Source organism: Sulfurivermis fontis (genome assembly GCF_004001245.1).
GTDB classification, from domain to species: Bacteria; Pseudomonadota; Gammaproteobacteria; order Thiohalomonadales; family Thiohalomonadaceae; genus Sulfurivermis; species Sulfurivermis fontis.
This window is the reverse complement of the sequence record NZ_AP018724.1, coordinates 2,204,361-2,230,110: the sequence shown is the minus strand read 5'-3', so window position 1 is coordinate 2,230,110 and position 25,750 is coordinate 2,204,361. Positions and strand designations below refer to the sequence as shown.

Annotated in this window: 29 protein-coding genes and 1 other RNA gene; 24 read left to right on the top strand and 6 right to left on the bottom strand. The window is 64.6% G+C overall.

Translation table 11 applies throughout. The features are described 5' to 3' along the window. The first annotated feature begins 4 nt into the window (after positions 1 to 4). The 11 genes from EP379_RS11305 (at position 5) to EP379_RS11255 (ending at position 8,278) form a co-directional block, all read left to right on the top strand. Complete coding sequence (locus tag EP379_RS11305) at positions 5 to 454, top strand: DUF72 domain-containing protein (RefSeq protein WP_172600456.1); 450 nt, start codon at positions 5 to 7, stop codon at positions 452 to 454. A 76-nt stretch (positions 455 to 530) separates the two neighbouring features. Further along, positions 531 to 1,355, top strand: coding sequence for an ABC transporter ATP-binding protein (locus tag EP379_RS11300; protein WP_127477905.1), 825 nt, complete (start codon positions 531 to 533; stop codon positions 1,353 to 1,355). Beyond that, on the top strand, positions 1,355 to 2,137 hold the full coding sequence (gene mlaE, locus EP379_RS11295) for a lipid asymmetry maintenance ABC transporter permease subunit MlaE (protein ID WP_127477904.1): 783 nt from the start codon (positions 1,355 to 1,357) through the stop codon (positions 2,135 to 2,137). The genes EP379_RS11300 and mlaE overlap by 1 nt, the downstream gene beginning before the upstream one ends. Then, positions 2,137 to 2,604, top strand: coding sequence for an outer membrane lipid asymmetry maintenance protein MlaD (mlaD, locus tag EP379_RS11290; RefSeq protein WP_127477903.1), 468 nt, complete (start codon positions 2,137 to 2,139; stop codon positions 2,602 to 2,604). The genes mlaE and mlaD overlap by 1 nt, the downstream gene beginning before the upstream one ends. Further along, positions 2,601 to 2,900: an STAS domain-containing protein gene (locus tag EP379_RS11285; protein WP_127477902.1), complete on the top strand. Its 300-nt coding sequence runs from the start codon at positions 2,601 to 2,603 to the stop codon at positions 2,898 to 2,900. Before mlaD ends, EP379_RS11285 begins: the two co-directional genes overlap by 4 nt. 133 nt (positions 2,901 to 3,033) lie before the next feature. Then, positions 3,034 to 3,291 carry a BolA family protein gene (locus EP379_RS11280; RefSeq protein ID WP_127477901.1) on the top strand — a complete coding sequence of 86 codons (258 nt, stop codon included), beginning with the start codon at positions 3,034 to 3,036 and terminating at the stop codon, positions 3,289 to 3,291. A gap of 51 nt (positions 3,292 to 3,342) precedes the next feature. Beyond that, positions 3,343 to 4,653, top strand: a complete 1,311-nt coding sequence (gene murA, locus EP379_RS11275) for a UDP-N-acetylglucosamine 1-carboxyvinyltransferase (RefSeq protein ID WP_127477900.1) — start codon at positions 3,343 to 3,345, stop codon at positions 4,651 to 4,653. Further along, on the top strand, positions 4,650 to 5,291 hold the full coding sequence (gene hisG, locus EP379_RS11270) for an ATP phosphoribosyltransferase (RefSeq protein ID WP_127477899.1): 642 nt from the start codon (positions 4,650 to 4,652) through the stop codon (positions 5,289 to 5,291). Before murA ends, hisG begins: the two co-directional genes overlap by 4 nt. Positions 5,292 to 5,362: 71 nt before the next feature. Beyond that, a complete protein-coding gene (hisD, locus tag EP379_RS11265; RefSeq protein ID WP_127477898.1) occupies positions 5,363 to 6,661 on the top strand; it encodes a histidinol dehydrogenase in 1,299 nt (432 codons plus the stop codon). A 12-nt stretch (positions 6,662 to 6,673) separates the two neighbouring features. Beyond that, a complete protein-coding gene (gene hisC / locus EP379_RS11260) occupies positions 6,674 to 7,732 on the top strand; it encodes a histidinol-phosphate transaminase (protein ID WP_127477897.1) in 1,059 nt (352 codons plus the stop codon). A gap of 18 nt (positions 7,733 to 7,750) precedes the next feature. After that, positions 7,751 to 8,278, top strand: coding sequence for a hypothetical protein (locus EP379_RS11255; protein WP_197722778.1), 528 nt, complete (start codon positions 7,751 to 7,753; stop codon positions 8,276 to 8,278). On the opposite strand, the gene EP379_RS11250 is transcribed toward EP379_RS11255, so the two are convergent. Next, positions 8,279 to 9,439, bottom strand: a complete 1,161-nt coding sequence (locus EP379_RS11250; RefSeq protein WP_127477896.1) for a Do family serine endopeptidase — start codon at positions 9,437 to 9,439, stop codon at positions 8,279 to 8,281. It abuts the gene before it with no gap. A gap of 66 nt (positions 9,440 to 9,505) precedes the next feature. On the opposite strand from EP379_RS11250, the gene EP379_RS11245 reads away from it, so the two are divergent. The 6 genes from EP379_RS11245 (at position 9,506) to EP379_RS11220 (ending at position 14,243) form a co-directional block, all read left to right on the top strand. After that, positions 9,506 to 10,264 (top strand): Nif3-like dinuclear metal center hexameric protein, encoded by a 759-nt coding sequence (locus EP379_RS11245; protein ID WP_127477895.1) that lies wholly within the window; start codon positions 9,506 to 9,508, stop codon positions 10,262 to 10,264. 235 nt (positions 10,265 to 10,499) lie between these two features. Continuing rightward, complete coding sequence (gene petA, locus EP379_RS11240; protein ID WP_127477894.1) at positions 10,500 to 11,099, top strand: ubiquinol-cytochrome c reductase iron-sulfur subunit; 600 nt, start codon at positions 10,500 to 10,502, stop codon at positions 11,097 to 11,099. 2 nt (positions 11,100 to 11,101) lie between these two features. Then, on the top strand, positions 11,102 to 12,331 hold the full coding sequence (locus EP379_RS11235) for a cytochrome b (protein WP_127477893.1): 1,230 nt from the start codon (positions 11,102 to 11,104) through the stop codon (positions 12,329 to 12,331). Beyond that, the gene (locus EP379_RS11230; RefSeq protein ID WP_127477892.1) at positions 12,328 to 13,056 is read left to right on the top strand and encodes a cytochrome c1; all 729 of its coding nucleotides are present in this window, start codon (positions 12,328 to 12,330) and stop codon (positions 13,054 to 13,056) included. Before EP379_RS11235 ends, EP379_RS11230 begins: the two co-directional genes overlap by 4 nt. Positions 13,057 to 13,176: 120 nt before the next feature. Further along, positions 13,177 to 13,800 (top strand): glutathione S-transferase N-terminal domain-containing protein, encoded by a 624-nt coding sequence (locus EP379_RS11225; RefSeq protein ID WP_127477891.1) that lies wholly within the window; start codon positions 13,177 to 13,179, stop codon positions 13,798 to 13,800. A 71-nt stretch (positions 13,801 to 13,871) separates the two neighbouring features. After that, positions 13,872 to 14,243, top strand: a complete 372-nt coding sequence (locus EP379_RS11220; protein WP_127477890.1) for a ClpXP protease specificity-enhancing factor — start codon at positions 13,872 to 13,874, stop codon at positions 14,241 to 14,243. Positions 14,244 to 14,291: 48 nt separating this feature from the next. Here the strand turns inward: EP379_RS11220 and EP379_RS11215 are convergent, their stop codons facing one another. The 5 genes from EP379_RS11215 to EP379_RS11195 are packed head-to-tail and all read right to left on the bottom strand — an operon-like array spanning position 14,292 to position 19,098. Beyond that, a complete protein-coding gene (locus EP379_RS11215) occupies positions 14,292 to 15,683 on the bottom strand; it encodes an FAD-binding oxidoreductase (RefSeq protein ID WP_127477889.1) in 1,392 nt (463 codons plus the stop codon). Positions 15,684 to 15,685: 2 nt separating this feature from the next. Next, on the bottom strand, positions 15,686 to 16,267 hold the full coding sequence (locus EP379_RS11210) for a BON domain-containing protein (protein ID WP_127477888.1): 582 nt from the start codon (positions 16,265 to 16,267) through the stop codon (positions 15,686 to 15,688). 2 nt (positions 16,268 to 16,269) lie between these two features. Next, a complete protein-coding gene (locus EP379_RS11205; RefSeq protein WP_127477887.1) occupies positions 16,270 to 16,863 on the bottom strand; it encodes a phosphoheptose isomerase in 594 nt (197 codons plus the stop codon). Between the two features lie 7 nt (positions 16,864 to 16,870). Further along, complete coding sequence (locus EP379_RS11200; RefSeq protein WP_127477886.1) at positions 16,871 to 17,233, bottom strand: YraN family protein; 363 nt, start codon at positions 17,231 to 17,233, stop codon at positions 16,871 to 16,873. Next, positions 17,230 to 19,098: a penicillin-binding protein activator gene (locus tag EP379_RS11195; protein WP_127477885.1), complete on the bottom strand. Its 1,869-nt coding sequence runs from the start codon at positions 19,096 to 19,098 to the stop codon at positions 17,230 to 17,232. Before EP379_RS11195 ends, EP379_RS11200 begins: the two co-directional genes overlap by 4 nt. Before the next feature lie 246 nt (positions 19,099 to 19,344). Here EP379_RS11195 and rsmI point away from each other — a divergent pair, with 246 nt between their 5' ends. From rsmI to EP379_RS11160, 7 genes are all read left to right on the top strand, one after another. After that, complete coding sequence (gene rsmI / locus EP379_RS11190; RefSeq protein WP_127477884.1) at positions 19,345 to 20,184, top strand: 16S rRNA (cytidine(1402)-2'-O)-methyltransferase; 840 nt, start codon at positions 19,345 to 19,347, stop codon at positions 20,182 to 20,184. 64 nt (positions 20,185 to 20,248) lie between these two features. Next, an RNA gene (rnpB, locus tag EP379_RS11185) (RNase P RNA component class A) lies at positions 20,249 to 20,614 on the top strand. 234 nt (positions 20,615 to 20,848) lie between these two features. Beyond that, complete coding sequence (gene mraZ / locus EP379_RS11180) at positions 20,849 to 21,310, top strand: division/cell wall cluster transcriptional repressor MraZ (RefSeq protein WP_127477883.1); 462 nt, start codon at positions 20,849 to 20,851, stop codon at positions 21,308 to 21,310. Further along, a complete protein-coding gene (gene rsmH, locus EP379_RS11175) occupies positions 21,310 to 22,239 on the top strand; it encodes a 16S rRNA (cytosine(1402)-N(4))-methyltransferase RsmH (RefSeq protein WP_127477882.1) in 930 nt (309 codons plus the stop codon). Before mraZ ends, rsmH begins: the two co-directional genes overlap by 1 nt. Positions 22,240 to 22,247: 8 nt before the next feature. After that, entirely contained in the window at positions 22,248 to 22,502 is a 255-nt protein-coding gene (ftsL, locus tag EP379_RS11170) for a cell division protein FtsL (RefSeq protein ID WP_127478905.1), read from the top strand. After that, positions 22,499 to 24,250, top strand: coding sequence for a peptidoglycan D,D-transpeptidase FtsI family protein (locus EP379_RS11165; protein ID WP_127477881.1), 1,752 nt, complete (start codon positions 22,499 to 22,501; stop codon positions 24,248 to 24,250). Before ftsL ends, EP379_RS11165 begins: the two co-directional genes overlap by 4 nt. After that, positions 24,247 to 25,749 (top strand): UDP-N-acetylmuramoyl-L-alanyl-D-glutamate--2,6-diaminopimelate ligase, encoded by a 1,503-nt coding sequence (locus EP379_RS11160; RefSeq protein ID WP_127477880.1) that lies wholly within the window; start codon positions 24,247 to 24,249, stop codon positions 25,747 to 25,749. Before EP379_RS11165 ends, EP379_RS11160 begins: the two co-directional genes overlap by 4 nt. Position 25,750: the final 1 nt, after the last annotated feature.

The following is a 25,750-nucleotide window of genomic DNA, read 5'->3' as shown; positions in this document are numbered from 1 at the left end:
ACGCATGTACATCGCCTCCCTCGGTTGGGACCACGCCGGCTGGTCCGGTACCTTCTATCCCGACGACCTGCCGCCCGAGTGGCGGCTGACCTATTACGCCAACGAATTCCGTGCCGTGGTGGTCCCGGCGGCGCTGTGGCGCCGGGCCGATGTGGCGACGGCGGCGCAATGGGCGGCGGATACGGCGGAGGGGTTTCGCTTTTTGTTGGAGGGCGCGGACATTGTCCCGCCGCTGGAATTGACCGCGGCCCTGGGCGGGCGCTACGGCGGCGTGGCGGGCGCGGGCGGATTGCCGGTGGTGCGCTGGGAGGGCGGAGCCGATGCCGCCACCCTGCGCGGGCTGATCGAGGGGCTGCCGGCGGATGGCGTGCTGCTGGTGGTCGGTGCGCCGCCGTCGCTGCAAGTCCTGCGCACGGCGCAGACCATCACACAATTGCTCGGTCGCTACGGTTGACGGCGCGGCGCAAGTCGTCGACACTGCCGCCTCAACAAGGAGCGTCGCATGGCCCCCGCCGGGGCCTTTTGTTTATATGACCGAAGACTCGAATTCACCGCTGGTACAGATTCGCGGGCTGCGCTTTGCGCGCGGCAGCCGCCCCATCTTCGACGGCGTCGACCTCGATATCCGCCGCGGCCAGGTCACCGCCATCATGGGGCCGAGCGGCACCGGCAAGACCACCCTGCTCAAGCTCATCGGCGGCCAGTTGCGGCCCGACGCCGGCAGCATCACCGTCGATGGCCAGGACGTGCACCGCCTCAGCCATCGTGCGCTGTATGACCTGCGCAAGCGCATGGGCATGCTGTTCCAGTCCGGCGCCCTGCTCACCGACCTCAACGTTTACGAAAACGTCGCCTTTCCGTTGCGCGAGCACACCGACCTGCCGGAGTCGATGATCCGCGACCTGGTATTGATGAAGTTGGAGGCCGTCGGCCTGCGCGGCGCGCGCGGCCTGATGGCCAACGAGCTGTCCGGCGGCATGGCGCGCCGCGTCGCCCTGGCCCGCGCCATCGCCCTGGACCCGATGATGATCATGTATGACGAGCCGTTCACCGGGCAGGACCCCATCTCCATGGGTGTGCTGGTGAAGTTGATCCGTTCCCTCAACGACGCCCTGGGGCTGACTTCGATCATCGTCTCCCATGACGTGCAGGAGACGGCGGCCATTTCCGACTATATCTACCTGCTGTCCGGCGGCAAGGTGGTGGCGCACGGTACACCGGCCGAACTGGAACGTTCCAGTTCCGACTGGGCGCAGCAGTTCCTGCAGGGGCTGCCCGACGGGCCGGTGCCGTTCCATTACCGCGCCGCGCCCTATGCCGAGGACCTGCTGGCCGGGCGCGAGGGGAGGGTTTGATGCTGGACTGGCTGGCGCAACTGGGCCGTCACGGCCTGAGCTTCTTCGAGCGCCTCGGGCGCGGCCACCTGCTGCTACTGGCGCTGCTGCGCGGTGTGCCGGGCCTGGTGCTGCGGCCGCGGCTGGTGGTGCAGCAGGTGTACTCCATCGGTGTGCTGTCCCTGCTCATCATCGTGGTGTCCGGCACCTTCGTCGGCATGGTGCTGGGCCTGCAGCTGTACAACACCCTGGTAGACTTCGGCGCCGAGGCGTCGCTCGGTCCGGTGATTGCGCTGACCCTGGTGCGCGAGCTGGGTCCGGTGGTGACGGCCCTGTTGTTCGCCGGCCGTGCCGGTTCGGCCCTCACCGCCGAGATCGGCCTGATGAAGGCCACCGAGCAGTTGTCCGGCATGGAGATGATGGCGGTGGACCCGGTGAAGCGGGTGCTGGCGCCGCGCTTCCTCGGCGGTTTCCTCGCCATGCCGCTGCTGGCGGCCATCTTCAGCCTGGTCGGTGTCTACGGCGGCTATTTCGTCGGTGTCGGCCTGCTCGGTGTGGACGAGGGCAGCTACTGGTCGCAGATGCAGTCGATGGTGGATTTCGACGATGACGTGATGAACGGCGTGATCAAGAGCCTGGTATTCGGCGCGGTGGTGACCTGGATCGCCGTGTTCGAGGGATATGACGCCGTGCCCACCTCGGAAGGGGTGAGCCGGGCGACGACCCGTACCGTGGTGCATTCCTCGCTGGCGGTGCTGGGACTGGACTTCGTGTTGACGGCCCTGATGTTCGGAGTGGACTGATGCAGACGAAAATGGTGGAAATTTGGGTCGGCGTGTTCGTGGCGGCGGGTCTGGCCGCGCTGTTCATGTTGGCGATGCAGGTGAGCAATCTCACCGTGGTGGGTGATGACCAGGGCTATACCATCAAGGCCCGTTTCGAGAATGTTTCCGGCCTCAAGGTGCGTTCGCCGGTGACGGTGGCGGGGGTGCGCGTCGGCCGTGTCACCGCCATCGAGTTCGACCCGCAGACCTTCCAGGCGGTGGTGTCCATGCGTATCGGCGCCGCCTACGATCAGTTGCCGGCGGATACCTCCGCCGCCGTGCTGACCTCCGGCCTGGTGGGCGAGAAATATGTCGGCCTGGAACCGGGGGGGGATATGGACGTGCTCAAGGACGGCGGCGAGATCAAGCTGACCCAGTCCACCTTGGTGCTGGAACAGATGATCGGCAAGTTCCTGTTCGACAAGGCGGAGACCGGCAAGGAGTGAGCACGCCGCGCATCGACAAGGACGCCGACGGCCTGCGCGTCGCGGGCGATCTGACCTTCGCCACGGTGGGTGCCCTGCTGGCGGCCAGCCAACCCCTGTTCAGTGCCTGCCGCGGTCCGCTGCGGGTCGATCTGTCCGGCGTCGGTCGCGCCGACAGCGCCGGCCTGGCCCTGCTCATCGAATGGCTGCGTCTGGCACGCGGTGCGGGGTGCGAATTGCAGTTCCAGGCGGTGCCAGCGCAGATGCGGGCCATCGCCGCCGCCTCGGGCCTGAGCGACATCCTCGCGCTGGCCTGAGGGCGTCGGCGCGGCGCAACCCTTGCCGCGGCGGGCGTTTCCGGGGACCGCGTCCCGTTTTCCAGCTTACAAAATCGCGGTTCAGGGGGTATCATTCCTCCCCTTGTTTTTCCGGCATGGTTTGGAGTCCCCCATGGAACCGAGCGAGATCAAGCGCCTCATCGAGGCCGGCATTCCCGGCTGCGAGGCCATCGTCAGCGGCGACGGCAGCCACTTCGACGCCACTGTCATCAGCGCGGCCTTCGAGGGCCTGTCCATGGTCAAGGAGCAGCAGCTGGTGTACGCCACCCTGGGTGATCGCATCACCAGCGGCGCCATCCATGCCCTGTCCATCAAGGCCTACACGCCGCAGGAGTGGGAGACCCAGCGCAAGCTGAAGGTGTCCTTCTGATCCCCTACACCGAACCGGCGGCCTGCGCGGTACGCGGGCCGGAGCCAGTCCATGGATAAACTGATCATCACCGGCGGCAGCCGACTCAGCGGTGAGATACGCATCTCCGGCGCCAAGAACGCGGCGCTGCCGATCCTGTCCGCCACCCTGCTGGCCGACACCCCCCTCACCGTGGGCAACGTGCCGCATCTGCACGACATCACCACCACCATGGAGCTGCTCGGCCAGATGGGCGTGCACCTGACGGTGGACGAAAAGCTCAACACCGAGGTGGACAGTTCCACCATCAAGTCTTTCGTTGCGCCCTACGAGCTGGTGAAGACCATGCGCGCCTCGATCCTGGTGCTGGGGCCGCTGGTGGCGCGCTTCGGCCAGGCCGAGGTGTCGCTGCCCGGCGGCTGCGCCATCGGCTCGCGTCCGGTGAATCTGCACATCACCGGCCTGCAGCGCATGGGCGCCGACATCACGGTGGAAAACGGTTACATCAAGGCCCGCGCCAAGCGCCTCAAGGGCACCAAGCTGGTGATGGACCTGGTCACCGTCACCGGCACCGAGAACCTGATGATGGCCGCCGCCCTGGCCCAGGGCACCACGGTGATCGAGAACGCCGCGCGTGAACCTGAGGTGGTGGACCTGGCCAACTGCATCAACATGATGGGCGGCAAGGTGTCCGGCGCCGGTACCGACACCATCACCATCGAGGGCGTCGATACGCTGCACGGCGGCCGTTACGACGTGATGCCCGATCGCATCGAGACCGGCACCTATCTGGTGGCGGCGGCGATCACCGGCGGCAAGGTGAAGCTGAAGGACACCAACCCGGCGCTGCTCGATGCGGTGTTGGCCAAGCTGCGCGAGGCCGGCGCCGAGATCGAGACCGGTGCCGACTGGATCAGTCTGGACATGCAGGGGCGCCGGCCCAAGGCGGTGAACGTGCACACCGCGCCCTATCCGGCCTTTCCCACCGACATGCAGGCGCAGTTCACCGCCCTCAACGCCATTGCCGAGGGCTCGGGGATCATCACCGAGACGGTGTTCGAGAATCGCTTCATGCATGTGCAGGAGTTGCAGCGCATGGGCGCCAACATCCGCCTGGAGGGGAACACCGCCATCACCACCGGCGTGGACCGGCTTACCGCCGCGCCGGTGATGGCCACCGACCTGCGCGCCTCCGCCAGCCTGGTGCTGGCCGGCCTGGTGGCGCAGGGTGACACCATCGTCGACCGCATCTACCACATCGATCGCGGTTATGAATGTATCGAGGAAAAGCTGCAGCAGCTCGGCGCGCGCATCCAGCGCCTGCCGGACAAGAGCTTCCAGCGCAGCCGCGCCGGCAGCCTGCTGCGCGACGTAATGCCATGAGCGAGACATTGACCATCGCCCTGTCCAAGGGCCGCATCTTCAAGGACACGCTGCCGCTGCTGGCCCATGCCGGCATCGTGCCCAAGGACGATCCGGAGACCAGCCGCAAGCTGATCCTGGACACCAACCGGGACGACGTGAAGCTGGTGATCATCCGCGCCGCCGACGTGCCGACCTTCGTCGAATACGGCGCCGCCGACCTCGGCGTCACCGGCAAGGACGTACTGCTGGAACACGGCGGCGAGGGTCTGTACGAGCCGCTCGACCTGAAGATTGCGCGCTGCCGCCTGATGGTGGCGGGCAAGCCCGGCGTGGCGCCGAGCCGCCGCCTGCGTGTCGCCACCAAGTACCTCACCATCACCCGGAACTACTATGCCGCCCAGGGCCGCCAGGTGGACCTGATCAAGCTGTACGGTTCCATGGAACTGGCGCCGCTGGTGGGCCTGGCCGACTGCATCGTCGACCTGGTGGAAACCGGCAATACCCTGAAGGCCAACGGCCTGGAACCGTTGGAGCACATCATGGACATCAGTTCGCGCCTGGTGGTGAACAAGGCGGCGATGAAGATGAAGCACGCCCGCGTCAAGGCGTTCATCGAGCGCATGAGCGAGGCGGTCGAAAACAACAGTCACAAGTGACAAGTTACGAGTGACGAGAAAAGATTTCCTGCACTTGTAACTTGCAACTTGCAACTTGGAACTTCCTTCAAATGACCATCAAACGACTCGATACCACCACCCCTGATTTCTGGAAGGCGCTGGATCAGCTGCTGGCCTGGGAAGGCGTGTCCGACGACAAGGTCAACGCCGTCGTGCGCGAGATCCTGCAGGCGGTGAAGCAACGCGGTGATGCGGCGGTGCTGGAGTACACCAACCGCTTCGATCGCATGCAGGCCACGAGCATGGCCGAACTGGAGATCCCGCGCGCCCGTCTGGAAGAGGCCCTGGGCCGGATCGGTCCCGCACAGCGCCAGGCACTGGAGCAGTCGGCGGCGCGCGTGCGCGCCTATCACGAACACCAGAAGGTGGATTCCTGGAGTTATACCGAGGCCGACGGCACCGTGCTGGGCCAGCAGGTGACGCCGCTGGATCGCGTCGGCCTGTATGTGCCCGGTGGCAAGGCGGCCTATCCGTCGTCGGTGCTGATGAATGCCATTCCTGCCAAGGTGGCCGGGGTGGAGGAACTGATCATGGTGGTGCCGACACCGGACGGTGTGGTCAACGAGCTGGTGTTCGCCGCTGCCGCGGTGGCGGGTGTCGATCGCGTGTTCGCCATCGGCGGTGCCCAGGCCGTGGCCGCGCTGGCCTACGGCACCGAGAGCGTGCCGCAGGTGGACAAGATCGTCGGCCCCGGCAACATCTACGTCGCCACCGCCAAGGGCATGGTGTTCGGCTCCGTCGGCATCGACATGATCGCCGGTCCTTCCGAGATCCTCATCGTCTGCGACGGCCAGACCCATCCGGACTGGATCGCCATGGACCTGTTCTCCCAGGCCGAGCACGACGAGGACGCGCAGTCCATCCTGCTCTGCCCCGATGCCGCCTTCCTCGACCAGGTACAGGCCAGCATCGCGCGTCTGCTGCCCACCATGGAGCGCGCCGAGATCATCCGCACCTCGCTGTACGCGCGCGGCGCGCTGATCAAGGTGCGCGACCTCGACGAGGCCGTCGCCGTGGCCAACCACATCGCGCCGGAGCATCTGGAACTGTCGGTGGCCGACCCGCAGGCGATGGCCAGGAAGATCAAGCACGCCGGTGCCATCTTCATGGGCCGCCACACCGCCGAAGCGGTGGGCGACTACTGCGCCGGTCCCAACCATGTGTTGCCCACCTCGCGCACCGCGCGTTTCTCCTCGCCGCTGGGGGTGTACGATTTCCAGAAGCGCTCCTCGCTCATCATGTGCTCGCCGGACGGCGCCTCGGAGCTGGGCAAGGTGGCCTCGGTGCTGGCGCGCGGCGAGGGCCTCACCGCCCATGCCCGCTCCGCCGAATTCCGCATCAAGCCGTAACCGGAGCCGTCCATGAGCCGCTACTGGAGCCCACTGGTGCACCGGCTGTCGCCCTACGTCCCGGGCGAGCAGCCCAGGCTGCCGAATCTGGTCAAGCTCAACACCAACGAGAATCCCTACGGCCCGTCGCCGCGCGCCCTGGCGGCGATCGGTGCCGCGGTGAACGACGGTCTGCGCCTGTACCCCGATCCCACCGGCATGGCGCTGCGCCAGGCGGTGGCCGACTACTATGGTCTCACCCCCGCGCAGGTGTTCGTCGGCAACGGCTCCGACGAGGTGCTGGCCCATGTATTCCTCGGCCTGTTCCAGCATCCGGCGCCGCTGCTGTTCCCGGACATCACCTACAGCTTCTATCCGGTGTACTGCGGCCTGTACGGCATCGACTACCGGACGGTGCCGCTCACGGACGATTTCGAGCTGCGCGTCGCCGACTATCTGCAGCCCAACGCCGGCATCATCTTCGCCAACCCCAACGCCCCCACCGGCCGCCTGTTGCCGCTTTCCGAGATCGAGTGGTTGCTGCAACGCAACACCGATTCGGTGGTGGTGGTGGACGAGGCCTACGTGGATTTCGGCGGCGCCAGCGCCGTGGTCCTGGTGGACAGGTATCCCAACCTGCTGGTGGTGCAGACCCTGTCCAAGTCGCGCTCACTGGCCGGCCTGCGTGTCGGCTTTGCGCTGGGTCAACCCGAGCTGATCCAGGCGCTGGAACGGGTGAAGGACAGCTTCAATTCCTATCCGCTGGACCGCCTCGCCCTCATCGGCGGCGTGGCGGCGATGGAGGATCGCACGCACTTCGAGCACACGCGCCGGGCAGTGATGGAAAGCCGCGATGCGTTGTGCCGCGAGCTGGAACAGCTCGGTTTCCGCATGCCGCCATCGGCGGCCAATTTCATCTTCGCCACCCACCCGCAGCGCGATGCGGCGGAACTGGCGGCGGCGCTGCGCGCGCGCGGCATCATCGTGCGCCACTTCCGCCTGCCGCGCATCGATCAGCACCTGCGCATCACCATCGGTACGCCGGAGCAGAATGCGGCACTGGTGGCGGCGCTGCGGGAAATCCTGGCCTAGGACAGCGCGGGGACCGGCATGAAGAACCTGCTGCTGCAACCCGTCGACTACAAAATCGAAAAGACCGCCTGGGGCACCTGGCGCACCCACCTGTCGGAGCAGGGGCGCTACTACGCCGAATTCACCTCCCATGCCGAACTGCTCGGCTGGCCATTGCTGCACTACACCCGTGGCATCGACCCGCAGACCGGTCGACTCACCACGGCACGCGGGGTGATCGCCGTGGGCCGGGTGGCGGTGGGGGGTATCGCCCTGGGGCAGGCGGCCTTTGGTCTGTGTGCCATCGGGCAGGCCGGGGTGGGTCTGCTGTTCGGATTGGGGCAGGCGGCCAGCGGCTGGTACGCGCTGGGGCAGCTGGCGCTGGGGGTGGAGTTCGGCATCGGCCAACTGGCGACGGGTTACACCGCCGTCGGACAGCTTGCTCTGGGCGAGTACGTGCTGGCCCAACTGGGCATAGGCAGCCACCTGTGGACGCCGGAGCAGAGCGATCCGGCGGCGGTGGCCCACTTCACGGCGCTGTGGAACAAGCTCCGCGCCTTGTTCTGATTACTGTTCGGTGTTCTGCACCGGCCGTTCCGCCACCTCGGCCTCCAGTTCGAAGGTCTTGCGGTTGCGCAGTCCCTTGACGCGGATGCGCTGGCCCGGCTTGGTCTGGGTGATGACGTTGAGGGCGGTGCGCACATCGCGCATGGGGTTGCCGTTGATTTCCAGGATCACATCACCCGGCTGCAGGCCGGCCCGATCGGCCGGGCCGCGTTTGAGCACGCCGGCGATGATGATGCCGCGCTGTTCACTGAGGCCGAAGGACTCGGCCAGGGCCGCAGTCATTTCCTGAATTTCCACGCCGAGCCAGCCGCGGCTGACGCGGCCCTGTTCGATGATCTGCTGCATCACGCCGCGCGCCAGGCTCACCGGAATGGCGAAGCCGATGCCCTGGGAGCCACCGGTACGGGAGAATATGGCGGTATTGATGCCGACCAGTTCGCCGCCGGCGTTGATCAGGGCGCCGCCGGAGTTGCCCGGGTTGATGGCGGCATCGGTCTGGATGAAGTTCTCGAAGGTGCTGATGCCGAGCTGGCTGCGGCCGGTGGCGCTGACGATGCCCAGGGTGACGGTCTGGCCGACACCGAAGGGATTGCCGATGGCCAGCACCACGTCACCTACACGCAGCTGCTCGGAGTCGCCCAGGACGATGGCGGGCAGGTCGCCCAGCTCCACCTTGACCACGGCGAGATCGGTGTCCGGATCGGTGCCCACCACCTTGCCACGGGCCGTGCGCCCGTCGCGCAGGGCGACTTCGATTTCTTCCGCTTCGGCCACCACATGGTTGTTGGTGAGGATGTAGCCCTGGTCGCTGACGATGACACCGGAGCCGAGGCTGGTCTCCTGGCGGCTGCGCGGCACGGCACCGAAACGGTCGCCGAAGAAGTGGCGGAACAGCGGGTCGTCGAACAGCGGGCTGCGCGTGGTGACGGTCTTGCTGGTATAGATGTTCACCACCGCCGGGGCTGCAAACTCCACGGCGTCTGCGTAGGATACGGGGCCGGAGGCCGGTGTCGGGCGCGCGCCCGGCGTGCTTTCGATGAAGGCCACCACCTTCTTGCCGTTGTCGAGCAGGTCCGGCTTCCACACCAGGACCAGAAAGGCGACGGCCAGGCCGATGGTGACGGACTGGACCAGAAAGACGATGGGCCGGTAGAGCTTCATGCAGGGAGTCCCGCGCCGAGGGTTGTATGGAAGGCGCTGATTTTAACGTAATTGCGGGTGCGCGGCATGGTGCGACTGAACGAGCTTGTGACCTGGAGCAACAATCTGCTGCAGGTGGACGATTACCAGGACTACTGTCCCAACGGTCTGCAGGTGGAGGGGCGGGGCGAGGTGCGGCGGCTGGTCAGCGGTGTCACCGCCAGCCAGGCGCTGATCGAGGCGGCCATCGTCCGCGGGGCCGACGCCCTCCTGGTGCATCACGGCTGGTTCTGGAACGGGGAGGATCCCCGCGTGGTAGGCATGAAGCAGCGCCGGCTGAAGTCCCTGCTGGCCAATGACATCAGCCTGGTGGCCTATCATCTGCCGCTGGACGGTCATGCCGAGCTGGGTAACAACGCCCGTCTCGGCCAGGTGCTGGGCCTGTCCGTCGAGGGGCGCTTCGGCAAGGGACCGGGCGGCGGCATCGCGTTCCACGGTTCCCTGCCGCAGGGCCTGTCCGGGGCGGAACTGGCCGCCCACATCGGCCGTTGCCTGGGGCGGACACCGTTGCATGTCAGCGGCGGCGACCGTCCTCTGCGGCGCATCGGCTGGTGCAGCGGGGCGGCCCAGGGTTGGATCGAGCAGGCCGCGGCCCTGGGGCTGGATGGCTTCATCAGCGGCGAGGTGTCGGAGCAGACGGTGCACGCGGCACGCGAACTGGGTATCGATTACTTCGGTGCTGGCCATCACGCCACCGAGCGTTATGGCGTGCAGGCATTAGGTGAGTATTTGGCTCGGAAATTTGCTATCAATCATGAATTTATCGACATCGACAACCCGGTATGAAAGCCCCGCACTGGGGGCGTTCTTTCCTTGACCCGGCGCAGGTCTTTGTATGAAACTACGCGGCTAATTCTCAATAGGTATCTTCTGACTTACTGAAAGTGGTAAGGCCGGAAGCGACTTCGAACTGCATCAAGACGGTTTTTTTAGCGTTTGCCCGGTACGGTCACGGCCGTAGCACTGCCAAGGCCAGGGCCCGGGTTTTTGTTTTTTTGCCTGACTTCGGGAGAGAGTATTGATGAGCACTGAAGGCGTTGATAAGGGTCGGCGCCGGTTCCTGACGGCGGCCACCTCGGTGGTCGGCGGCGTGGGAGCCGTGTATGCCCTGACCCCCTTCGTCCTGTCCATGCAGCCCAGCGAAAAGGCCAAGGCTGCTGGCGCGCCGGTTGAGGCGGACGTAAGCAAACTGGAACCCGGCCAGAAACTGACCGTGGAATGGCGCGGCAAGCCGGTGTGGATCGTGCGCCGCACCGAGGAGAATCTGAAGGACCTGCCGAGCCTCGACGGCAAGCTGCTCGATCCGGCCTCCGAGAACACGGCTCAGCAGCCGGAGTATGCCAAGAACGCATACCGTTCCATCAAGCCGGAATACGCCGTGCTGGTCGGTATCTGCACCCATCTGGGTTGCTCCCCCACCTACCGTCCCGATATCGGTGCCGCCGACCTGGGTGGCCCGGACTGGAAGGGCGGCTTCTTCTGCCCCTGCCACGGCTCCCGCTTCGACCTCGCCGGCCGTGTCTTCTCCGGCGTGCCGGCCCCGTCGAATCTGGTGGTGCCGCCGCACAAGTATCTGAGCGACACCCGTATCCTGATCGGTGAAGATGGAGGCGCTGCGTAACCATGAGCACGATGAAAAAATTCATGGCGTGGGTGGACGAGCGCTTCCCCGCGACCGAAACCTGGGAAGCCCACCTTTCCAAGTACTACGCGCCGAAGAACTTCAACTTCTGGTATTTCTTCGGTTCCCTGGCCCTGTTGGTGCTGGTCAACCAGATCCTCACCGGCGTTTGGCTGGCGATGAGCTACAAACCCGATGCCGGTCTGGCCTTCGCCTCCGTCGAGTACATCATGCGCGACGTGGACTGGGGCTGGCTGATCCGCTACCTGCATTCCACCGGCGCGTCGGCCTTCTTCATCGTCATCTATCTGCACATGTTCCGCGGCCTGATCTACGGTTCCTACCGCAAGCCGCGCGAGTTGCTGTGGATCATCGGCGTGATTATCTACCTGGTGATGATGGCCACCGCCTTCTTCGGCTACCTGCTGCCGTGGGGCCAGATGTCGTTCTGGGGTGCCCAGGTTATCGTCAACCTGTTCGCCGCCGTGCCCTTCGTCGGCGAGGAACTGTCGGTCTGGGTACGTGGTGACTACGTCATCTCCGACGCCACCCTGAACCGTTTCTTTGCCTTCCACTTCCTGCTGCCGTTCATCCTGGCCGCCCTGGTGTTCCTGCACATCGTGGCCCTGCACGCGGTGGGTTCCAACAACCCGGATGGCATCGAGATCAAGAAGAACAAGGACGAAAACGGCATTCCGCGTGACGGTATTCCGTTCCATCCCTACTACACCGTGAAGGACATCGTCGGCGTCGCCGGCTTCCTGTTCATCTTCGCGGCGGTAGTGTTCTTCGCACCGGAAATGGGCGGCTTCTTCCTGGAGGCCCCGAACTTCGAACCGGCCAACCCGCTGAAGACGCCTGAGCACATCGCCCCGGTGTGGTACTTCACCCCGTTCTACGCCATGCTGCGCGCCATTCCGCCCATCGCGGGTTCGCAGTTCCCTGGTGTGCTGGTGATGTTCGGTGCCATCGCCGTGCTGTTCGTGTTGCCCTGGCTGGATCGCAGTCCGGTCAAGTCCATCCGCTACAAGGGGCCGATCTTCAAGATCGCCATCACCATCTTCGTGATCTCCTTCGTGGTGCTGGGCTGGCTGGGCGTGCAGGCGGCTACGCCGACCAAGACGCTGCTGGCGCAGCTCTTCACCGCCCTGTACTTCGCGTTCTTCTTCCTGATGCCGTGGTACAGCAAGATCGACAAGACCAAGCCGGTTCCGGAGAGGGTGACAGAATGAAAAAGTTGGTAATTGCTTTCGTAATGGCAGCCCTGCCGGCCTTTGCCCTGGCTGCCGGTGCCGGCGTGCACCTGGACAAGGCCCCGGTCAATCTGCGTGACCAGGCCTCCCTGCAGCGTGGTGCCCAGATGTTCGTCAACTACTGTCTGAGCTGTCACTCGGCCCAGTTCATGCGCTTCAATCGCATGGGCGCGGACCTGGGCATCAGCGATGAGCAGCTGAAGGCCAACATGATGTTCGGCACCGACAAGGTGGGCGACACCATGACCATCGCCATGGCGGCGGCGGACTCCAAGGGCTGGTTCGGCAATCCGCCGCCTGACCTGTCGGTCATCGCCCGTGCCCGTGGCGCCGACTGGCTGTACACCTACATGCGCACCTTCTACCTCGACGAGAAGAAGCCCATGGGTGTGAACAACCTGGTGTTCCCGGACGTCGGTATGCCGCACGTGCTGTGGGAGTTGCAGGGTCTGCAGAAGCCGGTGTACCACACGGGTGAGGACGGTCATGCCACCATCAGCGGCTTCGAGATGGTCAAGCCCGGCACCATGACCCCGGCCGAGTACGACGCGGCCGTGGGCGACCTGGTCAACTTCCTGGTCTACATGGGCGAGCCGGTACAGCTGAAGCGTCAGGAGCTGGGTGTGAAGGTACTGATCTTCCTGGCCTTCTTCTTCGTGCTGGCCTATCTGTTGAAGAAGGAATACTGGAAGGACGTGCATTAATCCCGCGGCCGCCAGGCCGGGCGGAGGGCTGTGCTAGAATGGCCCAGGCCTCCGCTGGGATCAGCAACACCGACAGGGGGGCTATGCCCCCCTGTTTTTTGTGCAAAGGGAGAGACGGACATGGCGGTAATTGCCAACAGACGTGCAGCCATGGTGCTGTTCTCCGGCACCAACGACATGTACAGCCATCGTGTGCGTATCGTACTGGCCGAGAAAGGGATCGAGTTCGAACGAGTGGATGTACAGCCGGGCGACCGCCTGGAAGACCTCATCGAACTGAATCCCTACAACGAGGTTCCCACCCTGGTGGATCGGGAGCTTGCCCTGTACGACTCCGTCATCATCATGGAGTATCTCGATGAGCGTTTCCCCCATCCGCCGTTGATGCCTGTAGACCCGGTAAATCGTGCCAGCCATCGCCTGATGCTGCACCGCATCCAGCGGGATCTCTACACCCACGCCGATGTCGTGCTGCACGGCACCGAGAAGCAGGCCAGCAAGGCGCGCAAAGACCTGCGCGACAATCTGATCGCGTCGCTGCCGGCGTTTGCCGCCAGGCCTTTCTTTCTCAGTGACGAATTTTCCCTGGTCGATTGCGCCCTGTTGCCGCTGCTATGGCGTCTGCCGCTGCTGGGTATTGAACTGCCGCGCCAGGCCACAGCCCTCAATGCCTACACGGAGCGCCTGTTCCGGCGTGGCGCCTTCAAGGCCAGTCTGAGCGATGCCGAGAAAGAGATGCGGTAGGGTGTGCCCGAACGCGTCACCCTGCCGAACGTCTTCGCCCGCGCAGCGGGCCCTACAACTTGACTAGAGCAATGACTTCCAGCCGCCCCTATCTGATCCGCGCCCTGTACGAATGGATCGTCGACAACGAAATGACGCCGCATGTCCTGGTGGATGCCAGCTATCCCGGCACCATCGTGCCGCAGCAATTCGTCGAGAACGGCAAGATCGTGCTCAATATCGGCCCCTTTGCCGTGCAGGGTTTGGCTATTGAAAACGAAAGTATCGGTTGCAGCGCCCGCTTTGGCGGTGTAGCCAATCACATCGTGGTGCCGATCGGCGCGGTACAGGCGATCTATGCGCGGGAAAACGGCCGCGGCATGGTGTTTGCCGAGGAAGAGGAGACCCCACCGCCGACCACGCCGGAAGGAAACAAGAAGCCAGCCTTGCGGGTGGTGAAGTAAAGGAAGCTCTGAACTTATTCAGAGCTTCCCTAAATGATAATGGCGTGATTAAGCCGGCGGCAGTTTCTTGCCGGGATTGAGAATCCCCTGGGGGTCGAATTGCCCCTTGATGGCGTGCATCAGGGCCAGTGTGGCCGGATCGATTTCGCGACTGACGAACTCCCGTTTCTCCACCCCGATACCGTGCTCGCCGGACAGCGTGCCGTCGAGACGCAGCACCAGGTCGAATACCTCCGACAGGCACAGCCGCGCGCGCTCCATTTCTTCCGGGTCGTCGGGATTGGCCAGCAGATTGACATGGATGTTGCCGTTGCCGGCATGGCCGAAATTGACAATGGTGATGCGGTAGCGTTCGGCCAGTCCGCCGAGTCCTTCGATCAGTTCCGGCATGTGCGATACCGGCACTACCACGTCTTCGTTGATCTTCTTCGGTGCCACCTTGCGCAAGGCCGGTGACAGTGCCTTGCGCGTCTTCCACAGGGCCGCCACTTCCTCCGTCGTGCGTGCCTCGATGACTTCGATGCAGCCAGCGCCGCGTGCGGCATCGATCAGTGCCTGGGCCGCGTCGTTGAGGCAGGCCGCGGGCCCGTCCACCTCGATCATCAGCAGCGAACCGGCATGGGCAGGCAATACGTCGCCGGCGTAGCCGCGGATCATTTCGATCGCCTTGGCATCGAGAAACTCCAGCGCACAGGGCACCACCGGCTGGGCCATGATGCGCGAGATCGCCTCGGCGGCGCTGCGCATGTCGCGGTAGCTGGCCTGCAGGGTACGCCGTGCCTGTGGTAGCGGTGTCAGCTTGAGGGTGGCCTCGGTGATCACCGCCAGGGTGCCCTCCGAGCCGATGAGCAGGCGGGTGAGGTCGTAGCCGACCACGCCCTTGGTGGTGAATACGCCGGCGCGCAGCTCGACACCGCCACCGGTCACGGCATGCAGGCCAAGCACGTTCTCGCGCGGCGTGCCGTACTTCACCGCACGTGGTCCGGCGGCGTTGCAGGCCAGGTTGCCGCCCACGCTGCACACCGCGGCGCTGGTGGGATCGGGCGGCCAGAAGAAACCGTGGGCCGCCGCCGCTTCCTGCACGGCCTGATTGGTCACGCCGGGCTCCACCACCATCAATCGGTTGGCCGGATCGATGCGCAGGATGCGGTTCATGCGCTCCAGCGACAGCACCACGCCAGCGCTGAGCGGTACTGCCGCACCGGTGGTGGCGGTGCCGTAACCACGCGCCACCAGGGGCACGCGGTAGTCGTTGCACAGGCGTATGACTGCCACGACCTGAGCGTGCTCGGTCGGGCGTACCACCACATCGGGCAGGGCGTGGCGCCGGCTGTTGTCGTAACCGTAGGTCCAGCGCTCGTCCGCGGCGGTGATGCAGCCGTCGTTACCGAGCAAGGCGCGCAGGGCGTCGAGGAACGCCGCCGGCAGAGAGGCGGTCATCGTCACGGTGTCGGTTGTTCGACGTACTCGAAAAGCTTCACCACGCGTTTTACACCACTGGTGTTGCGGGTGATTTCGCCGGCACGGTCGCCCTGGCTGCGCGTCACCATGCCCATCAGATAGACGGTCTGTGCTTCGGTGAGTACCTTGATCTGGTTACCGGGTACGTCCTTGTCGCCAAGCAGCTGCGTCTTCACCTTGGTGGTGAGCCAGCTGTCGCGCGAGCGACTGGCCAACGAGCTGATGGGACCGATGACGATATCGTTGACGACGCGGCGTACCTTGACGACGGCAGCGGCGAGTTTTTCCGCCTGGTCCCGTTGTGCCGCCGTGGCCGCTTCGCCCGACAGCAGCACCACGCCGTTGAAACTGGTGATGTTGATGTGGGTCTGCTCACGCAATTCGGCATTGTCGTTGATGGCCTTGCCGATCTTCAGCTCGATTCCCTGATCATCGATGATGGTGCCTGTGGTACGTTGATCATCGGCCACGGCCACAGCGCCGGCCGCGGCGCCACCGACGATGACCGGGGCACAGCCCTGCAAAAGGCTGAAAACCGCCACGATGGTGAACAACAGTTTCACGTTCAGCCCTCCTCTCCGAACAGGTGCAGATCGATGAGATCGCACAGGCAGTGAATCACCAGCAGGTGGGTTTCCTGAATGCGCGCGGTGACCTGGGCCGGCACGCGGATCTCCACGTCACCTTCGGTCAACGCGGCGGCCATGGTGCCGCCGTCGCGGCCGGTGAGTGCTACTACATGCATCTGCCGGTCGTGCGCGGCATGAATGGCGGCGAGAACGTTGGCAGAGTTGCCGGAGGTGGATATGGCCAGCAGCATGTCGCCGGCATGGCCGAGGGCGCGTACCTGCTTGGAAAACACTTGGCTGTAGTCATAGTCGTTGGCAATGGAGGTGATGGTCGACGAGTCGGTGGTCAGCGCCAGGGCCGGCAGCCCCGGACGCTCGCGTTCGAAGCGGTTGAGCAGCTCGGAGGAAAAATGCTGGGCGTCGCCGGCGGAGCCGCCGTTGCCACAACTGAGTATCTTGCCGCCCGCCACCAGACACTGGGTCATCATTTCGGCGGCGGTGGCGATGCTGGGTGTGAGCAGTTCCAGTGCTGTCTCTTTGGTGCGGATGCTTTCCTGGAAGTGGCTGCGGATGCGGTCGAGTTCGTTCATGGCAGAGTCAGGTTTCGAAGGCATTGGTAATCCATTCTACGCGGTTTTCTCCCCGCTCCGGAGTAACGGCTACCACGTCGAAGCGACAGGGACGACGCGCTGCGTCCGGGTGTTGCTGCAGGTAATGCTGGGCGGCGGCGAGCAGTTTTTCCTGCTTGTGGCGATCGACGCTGGTGATGCCGTCGCCATAGGCGGAGGGACTGCGGTAACGCACTTCCACGAACACCGTGGTGTCGCCCTGACGCATCACCAGGTCCAGCTCACCGCGGCGGCAGCGGTAATTGCGCTGCAGCAGGGTGAGGCCGTTGTGCTGCAGGTAAGTGCAGGCCAGCTGTTCGGCAGCCTGTCCCAGGGCGGCACGATCGATCACGGTTGGTCGGCGCCACTCTCCGTGAGTAGGTGTGGTACGCCACCGCTGAAGTGCGCCCAGGTCAGCTGGCGGTTCAGGCGCCGTTGCGCATCGAGACGCAGGGAGCCGGTTTCACCGTGGAAACGCTCGAACGGATAGTTTTCCAGCACCTTGAGGACCGGGATCAGGTTGTAGGTATCCGCGCCGAGGGCGATCAGCCGCTGCAGGCCGTTGTCGCTGACGCGGAGGGCATCGCTATCCTTGCGCAGGGCCTGGGTGGGCGTCGCAGCTTTCAGTGTCCACGGCATGTCGCCGAACAGCACGCCATCCATGTCCCGATCCAGCTCGCGGGCGAAGGCGCCGGAATAGACGTGCGAGGTGGCCAGTACCGGCAGGTCGGCGGCATGATGGAATTTGAGCTGTGGCCGGATCAGGCGCGCCTGACGCGGAAAGGCGGCGAGGAACACAAAATCGATGTCCTCGCGCCGACGCGGCTCGAAGTGCAGTTTCTGGCCGATCACGGCCTGCAATTGCCGGTGCCGCGCATCACTCAGATCCAGATTGAGCAGGGTGCGCAACGGGTGGGTGAAATCATTCTTGCTGGCGTCATAGCGTGCCAGGGTGGTGACACTGCCGCCCAGCTCCTGCCAGCGCCGGTCGAAGGCCTGCTCGATGCGTTCGCCCCATTCCCCTTCGGGAACAAAGACGGCCGCATGGTTGTAACCCTGTACCCAGGCGCGCTCCGCCACCTGCTGCGCCTCTTCCTCCGGCGAGAGGGAGAACTGGTACAGGTTGGCGGGTAGGGAAGAACCGTCGACGCTGTTCAGCACCAGGGTCGGCACCGGGAAATCGCTACGGTCGAGCAGGGCGGTGACGCCTTCCTTGCTCAACGGGCCGATGACGAAGTCGGCACCTTCCAGCAGTGCCTGTTCGTAGATGGGCAGGACCTGTGCCGGATTGGCGGTGTCGTAGATACGGATGTTGATGCGTTGCTCGGCCGGGGAGTGATAGTAGGCCGCGAGCACGCCATCGCGCACTGCCGCTCCGGCGCTGGCAAAGCGGCCGGACAGGGGCAGCAGCAGGGCGATCTGTTTCGGTTGCAGCACCAGTTCGGTACTGCGTTGCAGCATGTCGTCGATGAAGCGCTGCGGCGCGGGATGCTGCGGATAGGCCTGATGCCAGCCATCGATCAATTGTTGCAGTTCACGTCGGCCTAACTGGTATTGCTTGTTGATCTCGGCCAGCGCCAGCCAGCCACTGAACTCATCGGGTGGCGGTACGTAGCGCAGGGCGCGCAGGGTCTGGGCGGAGAGCTGGGTCAGGGCGTTCCATAGTTGCTGTTGGTTGTCTTCCAGCACCGCATCGTCATAGAGATAGTGACTGCGCAGGCTGCGTTCCCGTGCCGCCTCCAAATGGTTGCCCAACTGGGTGTAGGCCAAGGCGCGCAGCCGGTGGTATTCCTCCAGCGCGGCCGTGGCCGCACTGGCCGGCGGCAGCATGGCCAGTACCTCCAGCACGCGCTCGGCGTTGCGCAGGGCATGCCAGGCGCGTGCCTGCAGCAGGCGCCATTGCAATTGCTCCGCGACCGTCAGGTTGCGGGGATCGATGAGTTCCGCCAGTTGCAGGGCCCGCGCCGGCTGCTCGGCGCGGCTCAGGGCGTCGGCGGCCTGCAGGCGGAACTGCTGGCGCTGGAGGGCGGAATACTGGGCCGCATCGGCCAGGCGCAGGTATTCGCGGGCGGCGGCCTCGTAGTCGGCCTTGCTCAGTGCCGCGGCGGCGGCACTCTCGCTGGGCTCGCCGCGTGGCGCGCGGGGTTGAACGGCGCAGCCGGCAGCGAGCAGGGCCAGGACGAGCAATAGCAGGGATGTCTTGAATAGTCTGGGCATGGGAAAAGGGATGATCCCGAAATGTCCGTAAGAGGGCACGCCCTCGCTTGATCTCCGGATTTACAAGGAATTTTCTTCGGTCGGTAGTACGGCCCGGTATTGCGCTCCCTCAGAAAATCCCTTGTGAATCCAAACCCCGGCGCGATCATCACACCCTCTGAGGGAGTTTCCGGGATAATAGCAAACGGTGCTCGCGGCATTTTGCCCGCAGGCGCACAGTATCAATAAAGGAATCAGCGAGTGTCAATGAACGCAGGAACCCTGTACGTGGTGGCCACCCCCATCGGCAACCTGGGCGACATGACGCCGCGGGCGGTGGAGGTCTTGCAACGCGTCGCGCGCATCGCCGCCGAAGATACCCGCCACAGCGCCGGTCTGCTGCGTCACTTCGGCATCCATACCCCGCTGTTTGCCCTGCATGAACACAACGAACGCGAGGTCAGTGCGGAGGTGGTGCGGCGCCTGCTGGCGGGGGAGGACATCGCCCTGATCTCCGATGCCGGCACGCCCCTGATTAGCGACCCCGGCTTTCCGCTCACCCGCCTGGCCCACGAGGCCGGCATTCGTGTCGTGCCGGTACCCGGGGCCAGTGCGTTGATTGCCGCCCTGTCCGCCGCCGGTCTGCCCACCGATCGCTTTGCCTTCGAGGGCTTCCTGCCGCCGAAGAGCGCTGCCCGCCGTCATGTCCTGGAGGGACTGGCGGGCGAGCGCCGCACCCTGGCCTTTTATGAGGCGCCGCACCGCCTGTTGGAAACCCTGGAGGATATGGCGGCGGTGTTTGGCCCGGAGCGGTTGGCGGTGCTGGCGCGGGAACTGACCAAGACCTTCGAGACGCTGCGCCGGGCGCCGCTGGGAGAACTGCTGGAGTTTGTGCGCGCCGATAGCGACCAGCAGCGCGGCGAGGCGGTGCTGCTGGTGCACGGCGCGCCGCCCCCGGCGGCCGATGTCTTGGCGGACGAGCCGCGGCGCATCGCCGAACTGCTGGCCGCCGAGCTGCCGGTGAAACAGGCCGCCGCCCTGGCGGCGAAAATAACCGGCGCCAAGAAGAACCAGATCTACGATTACCTGGTCAACGAAAGGCAGTGACAAGTGGCAAGTAAAGGCAGGAATAACTTGCAACTTGTCACTTGCAACTTGAAACTATGCTCCGGGAGCCGGCCGGACGATCGCTGTGCCGCAAGGCATGGAGGAAAGTCCGGGCTCCACAGGGCAGGGTGCCAGGTAACGCCTGGGCGGCGCGAGCCGACGGAAAGTGCCACAGAAAACATACCGCCCAAGCGCCTTCGGGCGCCGGCAAGGGTGAAAAGGTGCGGTAAGAGCGCACCGCGCGGCTGGCAACAGTCCGCGGCACGGTAAACCCCACTCGGAGCAAGACCAAATAGGGGAGCGTGCGGCCTTCGGGCCGCGATGTGCGGCCCGCACAGTTCCCGGGTAGGTTGCTTGAGGGGTGCGGTGACGCACTACCCAGAGGAATGATCGTCCACGACAGAACCCGGCTTACAGGCCGGCTCCCACCTTCCAAACTCTTCATAGTCCACTCCAGCTTTAACCCCCAACGCATTGATTTTTATAGGGTCGGAAAGACCCGGATTTCCTCATGCCCCACCTTCACCCACCTGCGCTAAGTTACTGTCACATAAGAATTAATATCCTTTTTCCGGCTTGACACAGAGGCTCTCCGGTACCTATAGTGTGCAGAAGTGGATCGAAGTGGAAAAAAATGGGATATGGAGTTCCAGGGGGCCAGAACTTGTTCCGAGGTGTGACCGCACTGACGCTGGACGCGAAGGGCCGCATGGCAATGCCTGCGCGCTACCGCGACCTGTTGCTGGAGCGCGCCGGGGGCAATCTGGTGATTACCATTCACACGGACGATCGCTGCCTGTGGATCTACCCCCAGCCGGAATGGGAGGAGATCGAGGCCCGTATCGCCGCCCTGCCTGCCTTCAATCCCATGACCACCAAACTGCGCCGCCTGCTGGTCGGTTATGCCACCGATACCGAGATGGATGGTGCCGGCCGCATCCTGCTGGCGCCGACCCTGCGTGAATACGCCGGTCTGGAGCGCAAGCTGGTGCTGGTGGGACAGGGCAAGAAATTCGAGCTGTGGGACGAGGAGCGCTGGAATGCCCAGCGCGACCAGATGCTGGCCGAGGGCGTGTTCCGCGCCGGCGAGGATCTGGCGCCCGAGCTGCAGAGCCTGGTGCTCTGATGATGGAACACAAGCCGGTGCTGCTGGCGGAGGTGCTGGCGGCGCTGCGGGTGCGCCCGGAGGGCATCTATCTGGACGGCACCTTCGGCCGTGGCGGCCATGCAGCGGAAATCCTGGCCCGATTGGGACCGCAGGGGCGGCTGCTGGCGGTGGACAAGGACCCGCAGGCCGTGGCGGTGGCGCAGCAGCGCTTCGGTGCCGACGCGCGCTTCACCATCGAACGCGGGAGTTTCACCCGGCTGGGCGCACTGGTGGCGGAGCGCGGCTGGGTGGGCAAGGTGGATGGCATCCTGCTCGACCTCGGCGTGTCTTCACCACAGCTGGACGAGGCGGGGCGCGGTTTCAGCTTTCGTCTCGACGGTCCGCTGGACATGCGCATGGACCCGGAGAGCGGTATGAGCGCGGCCGAATGGCTGGCGCAGGCGGCGGAGGAGGACATTGCCCGCGTGCTGAAGGAATACGGCGAGGAGCGGTTTGCCAAGCGCATTGCGCGTGCCATCGTACAGGCCCGCGTACAGGCGCCCATCAGCCGCACTGCGCAACTGCAGGAGATCGTGGCGCGCGCCAATCCGGCCTGGGAAAAGGGCAAGGATCCGGCGACGCGCGCCTTTCAGGCGCTGCGTATCTACATCAACCGCGAACTGGATGACCTGGATGACTTTCTGGCGCAGAGCGTCGACTTGCTGGCACCGGGCGGGCGCCTGGCGGTGATCAGTTTTCACTCGCTGGAAGACCGGCGCGTGAAGCAGTTCATCCGCCACCAGCAGCGCGGCGAGGAGTTGCCGCCGGACCTGCCGCTCACTCAGGCGCAGATGTGGCAACCGCGACTGCGCGCGGTGGGCAAGAAGATCGTTGCCGGCGCCGCGGAAGTGGCAGCCAATCCCCGCGCCCGCAGCGCCGTGTTGCGCGTGGCGGAGAAGCCGGCGTGATCGGGCGCATGTTTCTCGCCCTGCTCGCCGGCGCGGTATTCGCCACCGCCCTGGGCGTGGTGTACACGCAGCATCAGGCACGCAAATCCTTTGTCGAACTGCAGGCACTGCAGGCGATACGCGATGAACTGAACATCGAATGGGGACGGCTGCAGTTGGAACAGAGTACTTGGGCGACCCATGGCCGTATCGAGATGATCGCCCGTGACAAACTGGAAATGATGATTCCGCCACCGGATGCGGTGGTGCTGGTGAAACCATGAGCGAGCGCGAGTCCCACATTCCGCACTACGACGGACGCCTGCGGTTTCTGCTGGCTCTCCTCGGCCTCGCCACGGTGGTACTGATGTGGCGGGTGGTGGACCTGCATGTGTTCAATCGTGAATTCCTCCAGCATCAGGGTGATGCCCGTGCCCTGCGCGTGGTCGAGGTGGCGGCGCACCGCGGCATGATCACCGATCGCCATGGCGAGCCTTTGGCGATCAGCACTCCCGTGGAATCGGTGTGGGCCAACCCGAAGGAACTGGCCGCCGCACGCGATCAATGGAAGGTGCTGGCCCGTGTGCTGGAGTTGCCGCCGCGCGCGCTGGAGCAACTACTGGCCAAGCGCCAGGAACGCGAGTTCGTCTATCTGCGCCGCCACATCACGCCGGAGTTGGCGCAGCAGGTGATGGCTCTGGAGATACCGGGTGTTGCCTTGCAGCGCGAATACCGTCGCTACTATCCCGCCGGTGAAGTGTTCGCCCATGTCGTCGGTTTCACCAATATCGACGATGTAGGCCAGGAAGGCATGGAATTGCTGTACAACGACTGGCTCAAAGGCACACCTGGCAGCAAACGCGTCATCAAGGATCGTCTCGGTCGCATTGTGGAAAACGTGGAGAGCATCAGCGAGCCGCGCCCGGGACAGGATCTGCGTTTGGCGTTGGATCGTCGTATCCAGTATCTCGCTTATCGTGAACTGAAGGCGGTGGTGCAGCGCAGCCAGGCGCGCGCCGGTTCCGCCGTGGTGCTGGATGTGACCAGCGGCGAGGTGCTGGCGATGGTGAACCAGCCGGCCTACAACCCAAACAATCGCAGTGGCCTGAGCAGCGAGCGCCTGCGCAACCGGACCGCCACGGACGTATTCGAGCCCGGCTCCACCATCAAGCCATTCACTGTGGCGGCGGCACTGGAAAGCGGCAAGTTTCGTCCCGACACGGTGATAGATACCGGCAGCGGTTTTCTGCGCGTCAGCAGCCGCCTCACTGTGCGCGATGTGCACAACTATGGCCGAATCGATGTGAGCCGTGTAATTCAGAAGTCGAGTAATGTCGGCGCCGCTACCATGGCCCTGGCGATCAAGCCGCAGCAGTTGTGGAACATGTTCAGTCGCCTCGGTTTCGGCACCATAACCGCCAGCGCTTTCCCGGGTGAGGCTACAGGCCTGCTCACTGATTACACGCGCTGGCGTGAAACCGAACGAGCCACCCTGTCTTACGGCTACGGCCTGTCGGTGACAGCGCTGCAACTGGCCCAGGCTTATGCCGCGTTGGCCGCCGACGGCCGCATGCATTCTGTGACGCTGCTGCCTGTGGCTGGCGAGGTGCCGGAGAGTCAGCGGGTGATGCGTCCGCAGATTGCCCAGCAGGTGCGCGCCATGTTGGAGCTGGCGGTAGAGAAGGATGGTACGGGCAGCCGTGCTGCAGTACCCGGCTACCGCGTCGGCGGCAAGACCGGCACGGTGCACAAGGTAACCACCGGCGGCTACAGCGAGGATCGTTATCTCGCTCTGTTTGCCGGTTTTGCACCGGCGAGCGCACCGCGTCTGGCGATGGTAGTGGTGATTGATGAACCGCAGGGGGAGGAATACTACGGTGGCCAGGTGGCTGCGCCGGTGTTCAGCCGTGTGATGGGTGGCGCGTTGCGTCTGCTGGATATTGCTCCGGACGATCTGGAGTCGCTGGGTGTGAAGCTGGCCGATGCACCTGCGCCGGCACCAGTCAGGAATACGACGCGGGGCGTCCTATGATGGCACAGTCGCGCCTGGAACCTGGATATCCACTGCAGGAATTGTTGCAGGGGCTGGTCGATACGCAGGCCCCCGTTTCCTGTGTCATCAGTGGCATAACGTTGGATAGTCGCAAGGTACGGCCCGGTGATCTGTTCATTGCACTGAGCGGCAGCCGCGAGCACGGCGCCGCCTATATTGCGCAGGCGATAGAGCGAGGTGCCGTTGCTGTGCTGGTAGATGGGCAGGTTGATGAAGGTAGCAAGGTGCCTATGGTGGCGGTACCGGGATTGCGCTCCAAAGTTGGTCATATCGCAGCCCGCTTTTTCGGTGATCCCAGTCGTGCCATGGCCGTGTACGGTGTCACCGGCACCAACGGCAAAACTTCGGTAAGCCAATTCATTGCGCAAGCACTGTCAGTGGACGCGCCCTGCGGTGTCAACGGTACCTTGGGCAGCGGCATCTATGGCGCGTTGCACGCTACCGGCCATACGACGCCTGATGCAGTTACCCTACAGGCGGAGCTGGCGGCACAACAGGCGGCCGGTGCCAGTGCCGCGGTGTTGGAGGTATCTTCCCATGCTCTCGATCAGCAGCGAGTCGCCGGTGTCGCCTTTGATGTGGCGGTGTACACCAACCTGAGCCACGAGCACTTGGATTACCATGGTGATATGGCCGCGTACGCCCTGGCCAAACGCCGGCTGTTCCAATGCGATGGCCTCAAGGCCGCAGTGCTCAATCTGGATGATGCGATCGGCGCGCAGTGGTACGACGAGATGCACAGCCGGCTGGCGTGTATCGGGTACGGCTTCGGCGCCGTAGCGCAGCGGACGCCTGGCACGGTGCTGCGTGGCAGCGAGCTGCAACTCTGCCCGGTGGGGCTGACGTTCAAGGTGTCCTCACCTTGGGGGGAGGCACGTATCGCCACGGCGCTGCTCGGTGAATTCAATGCCGCCAATCTGCTCGCGGCACTGGGTGCATTGCTGGCTGGCGGCATGGGTTTCGATATTGCCATACAGCGCCTCAAGCAGGTACGCACGGTGCCCGGCCGCATGGAGCGTTTCGGCAGCGCACAGCAGCCGACGGTGGTGGTGGATTACGCTCATACGCCTGATGCCTTGGAGCAGGTGCTCAAGGCATTGCGAGGTCATTGTGCCGGCACCCTGTGGTGTGTATTCGGTTGTGGCGGCGATCGTGACCGGGCCAAGCGCCCGCTGATGGGGCAGCTGGCTGAGGCCTTGGCCGATCGTGTTGTTCTCACCGACGACAATCCGCGCAGCGAAAATCCTTGGGACATCATTGAGGATATCCAGCGCGGTATGAAAGAACCGGATGGCGCCTATGTCATGCGTGATCGCGCGGCTGCCATCAGTCATGCGATTGGCATGGCCGGGATGGGTGACATCGTGCTGGTGGCTGGAAAAGGGCACGAAACCGAGCAGCTCATTGCAGGCCAGGTGCTGCCGTTCTCGGATCGCGAGGAAGTCGCGCGCTGCTTGCGGGAGCGGAGAGATGCATAAA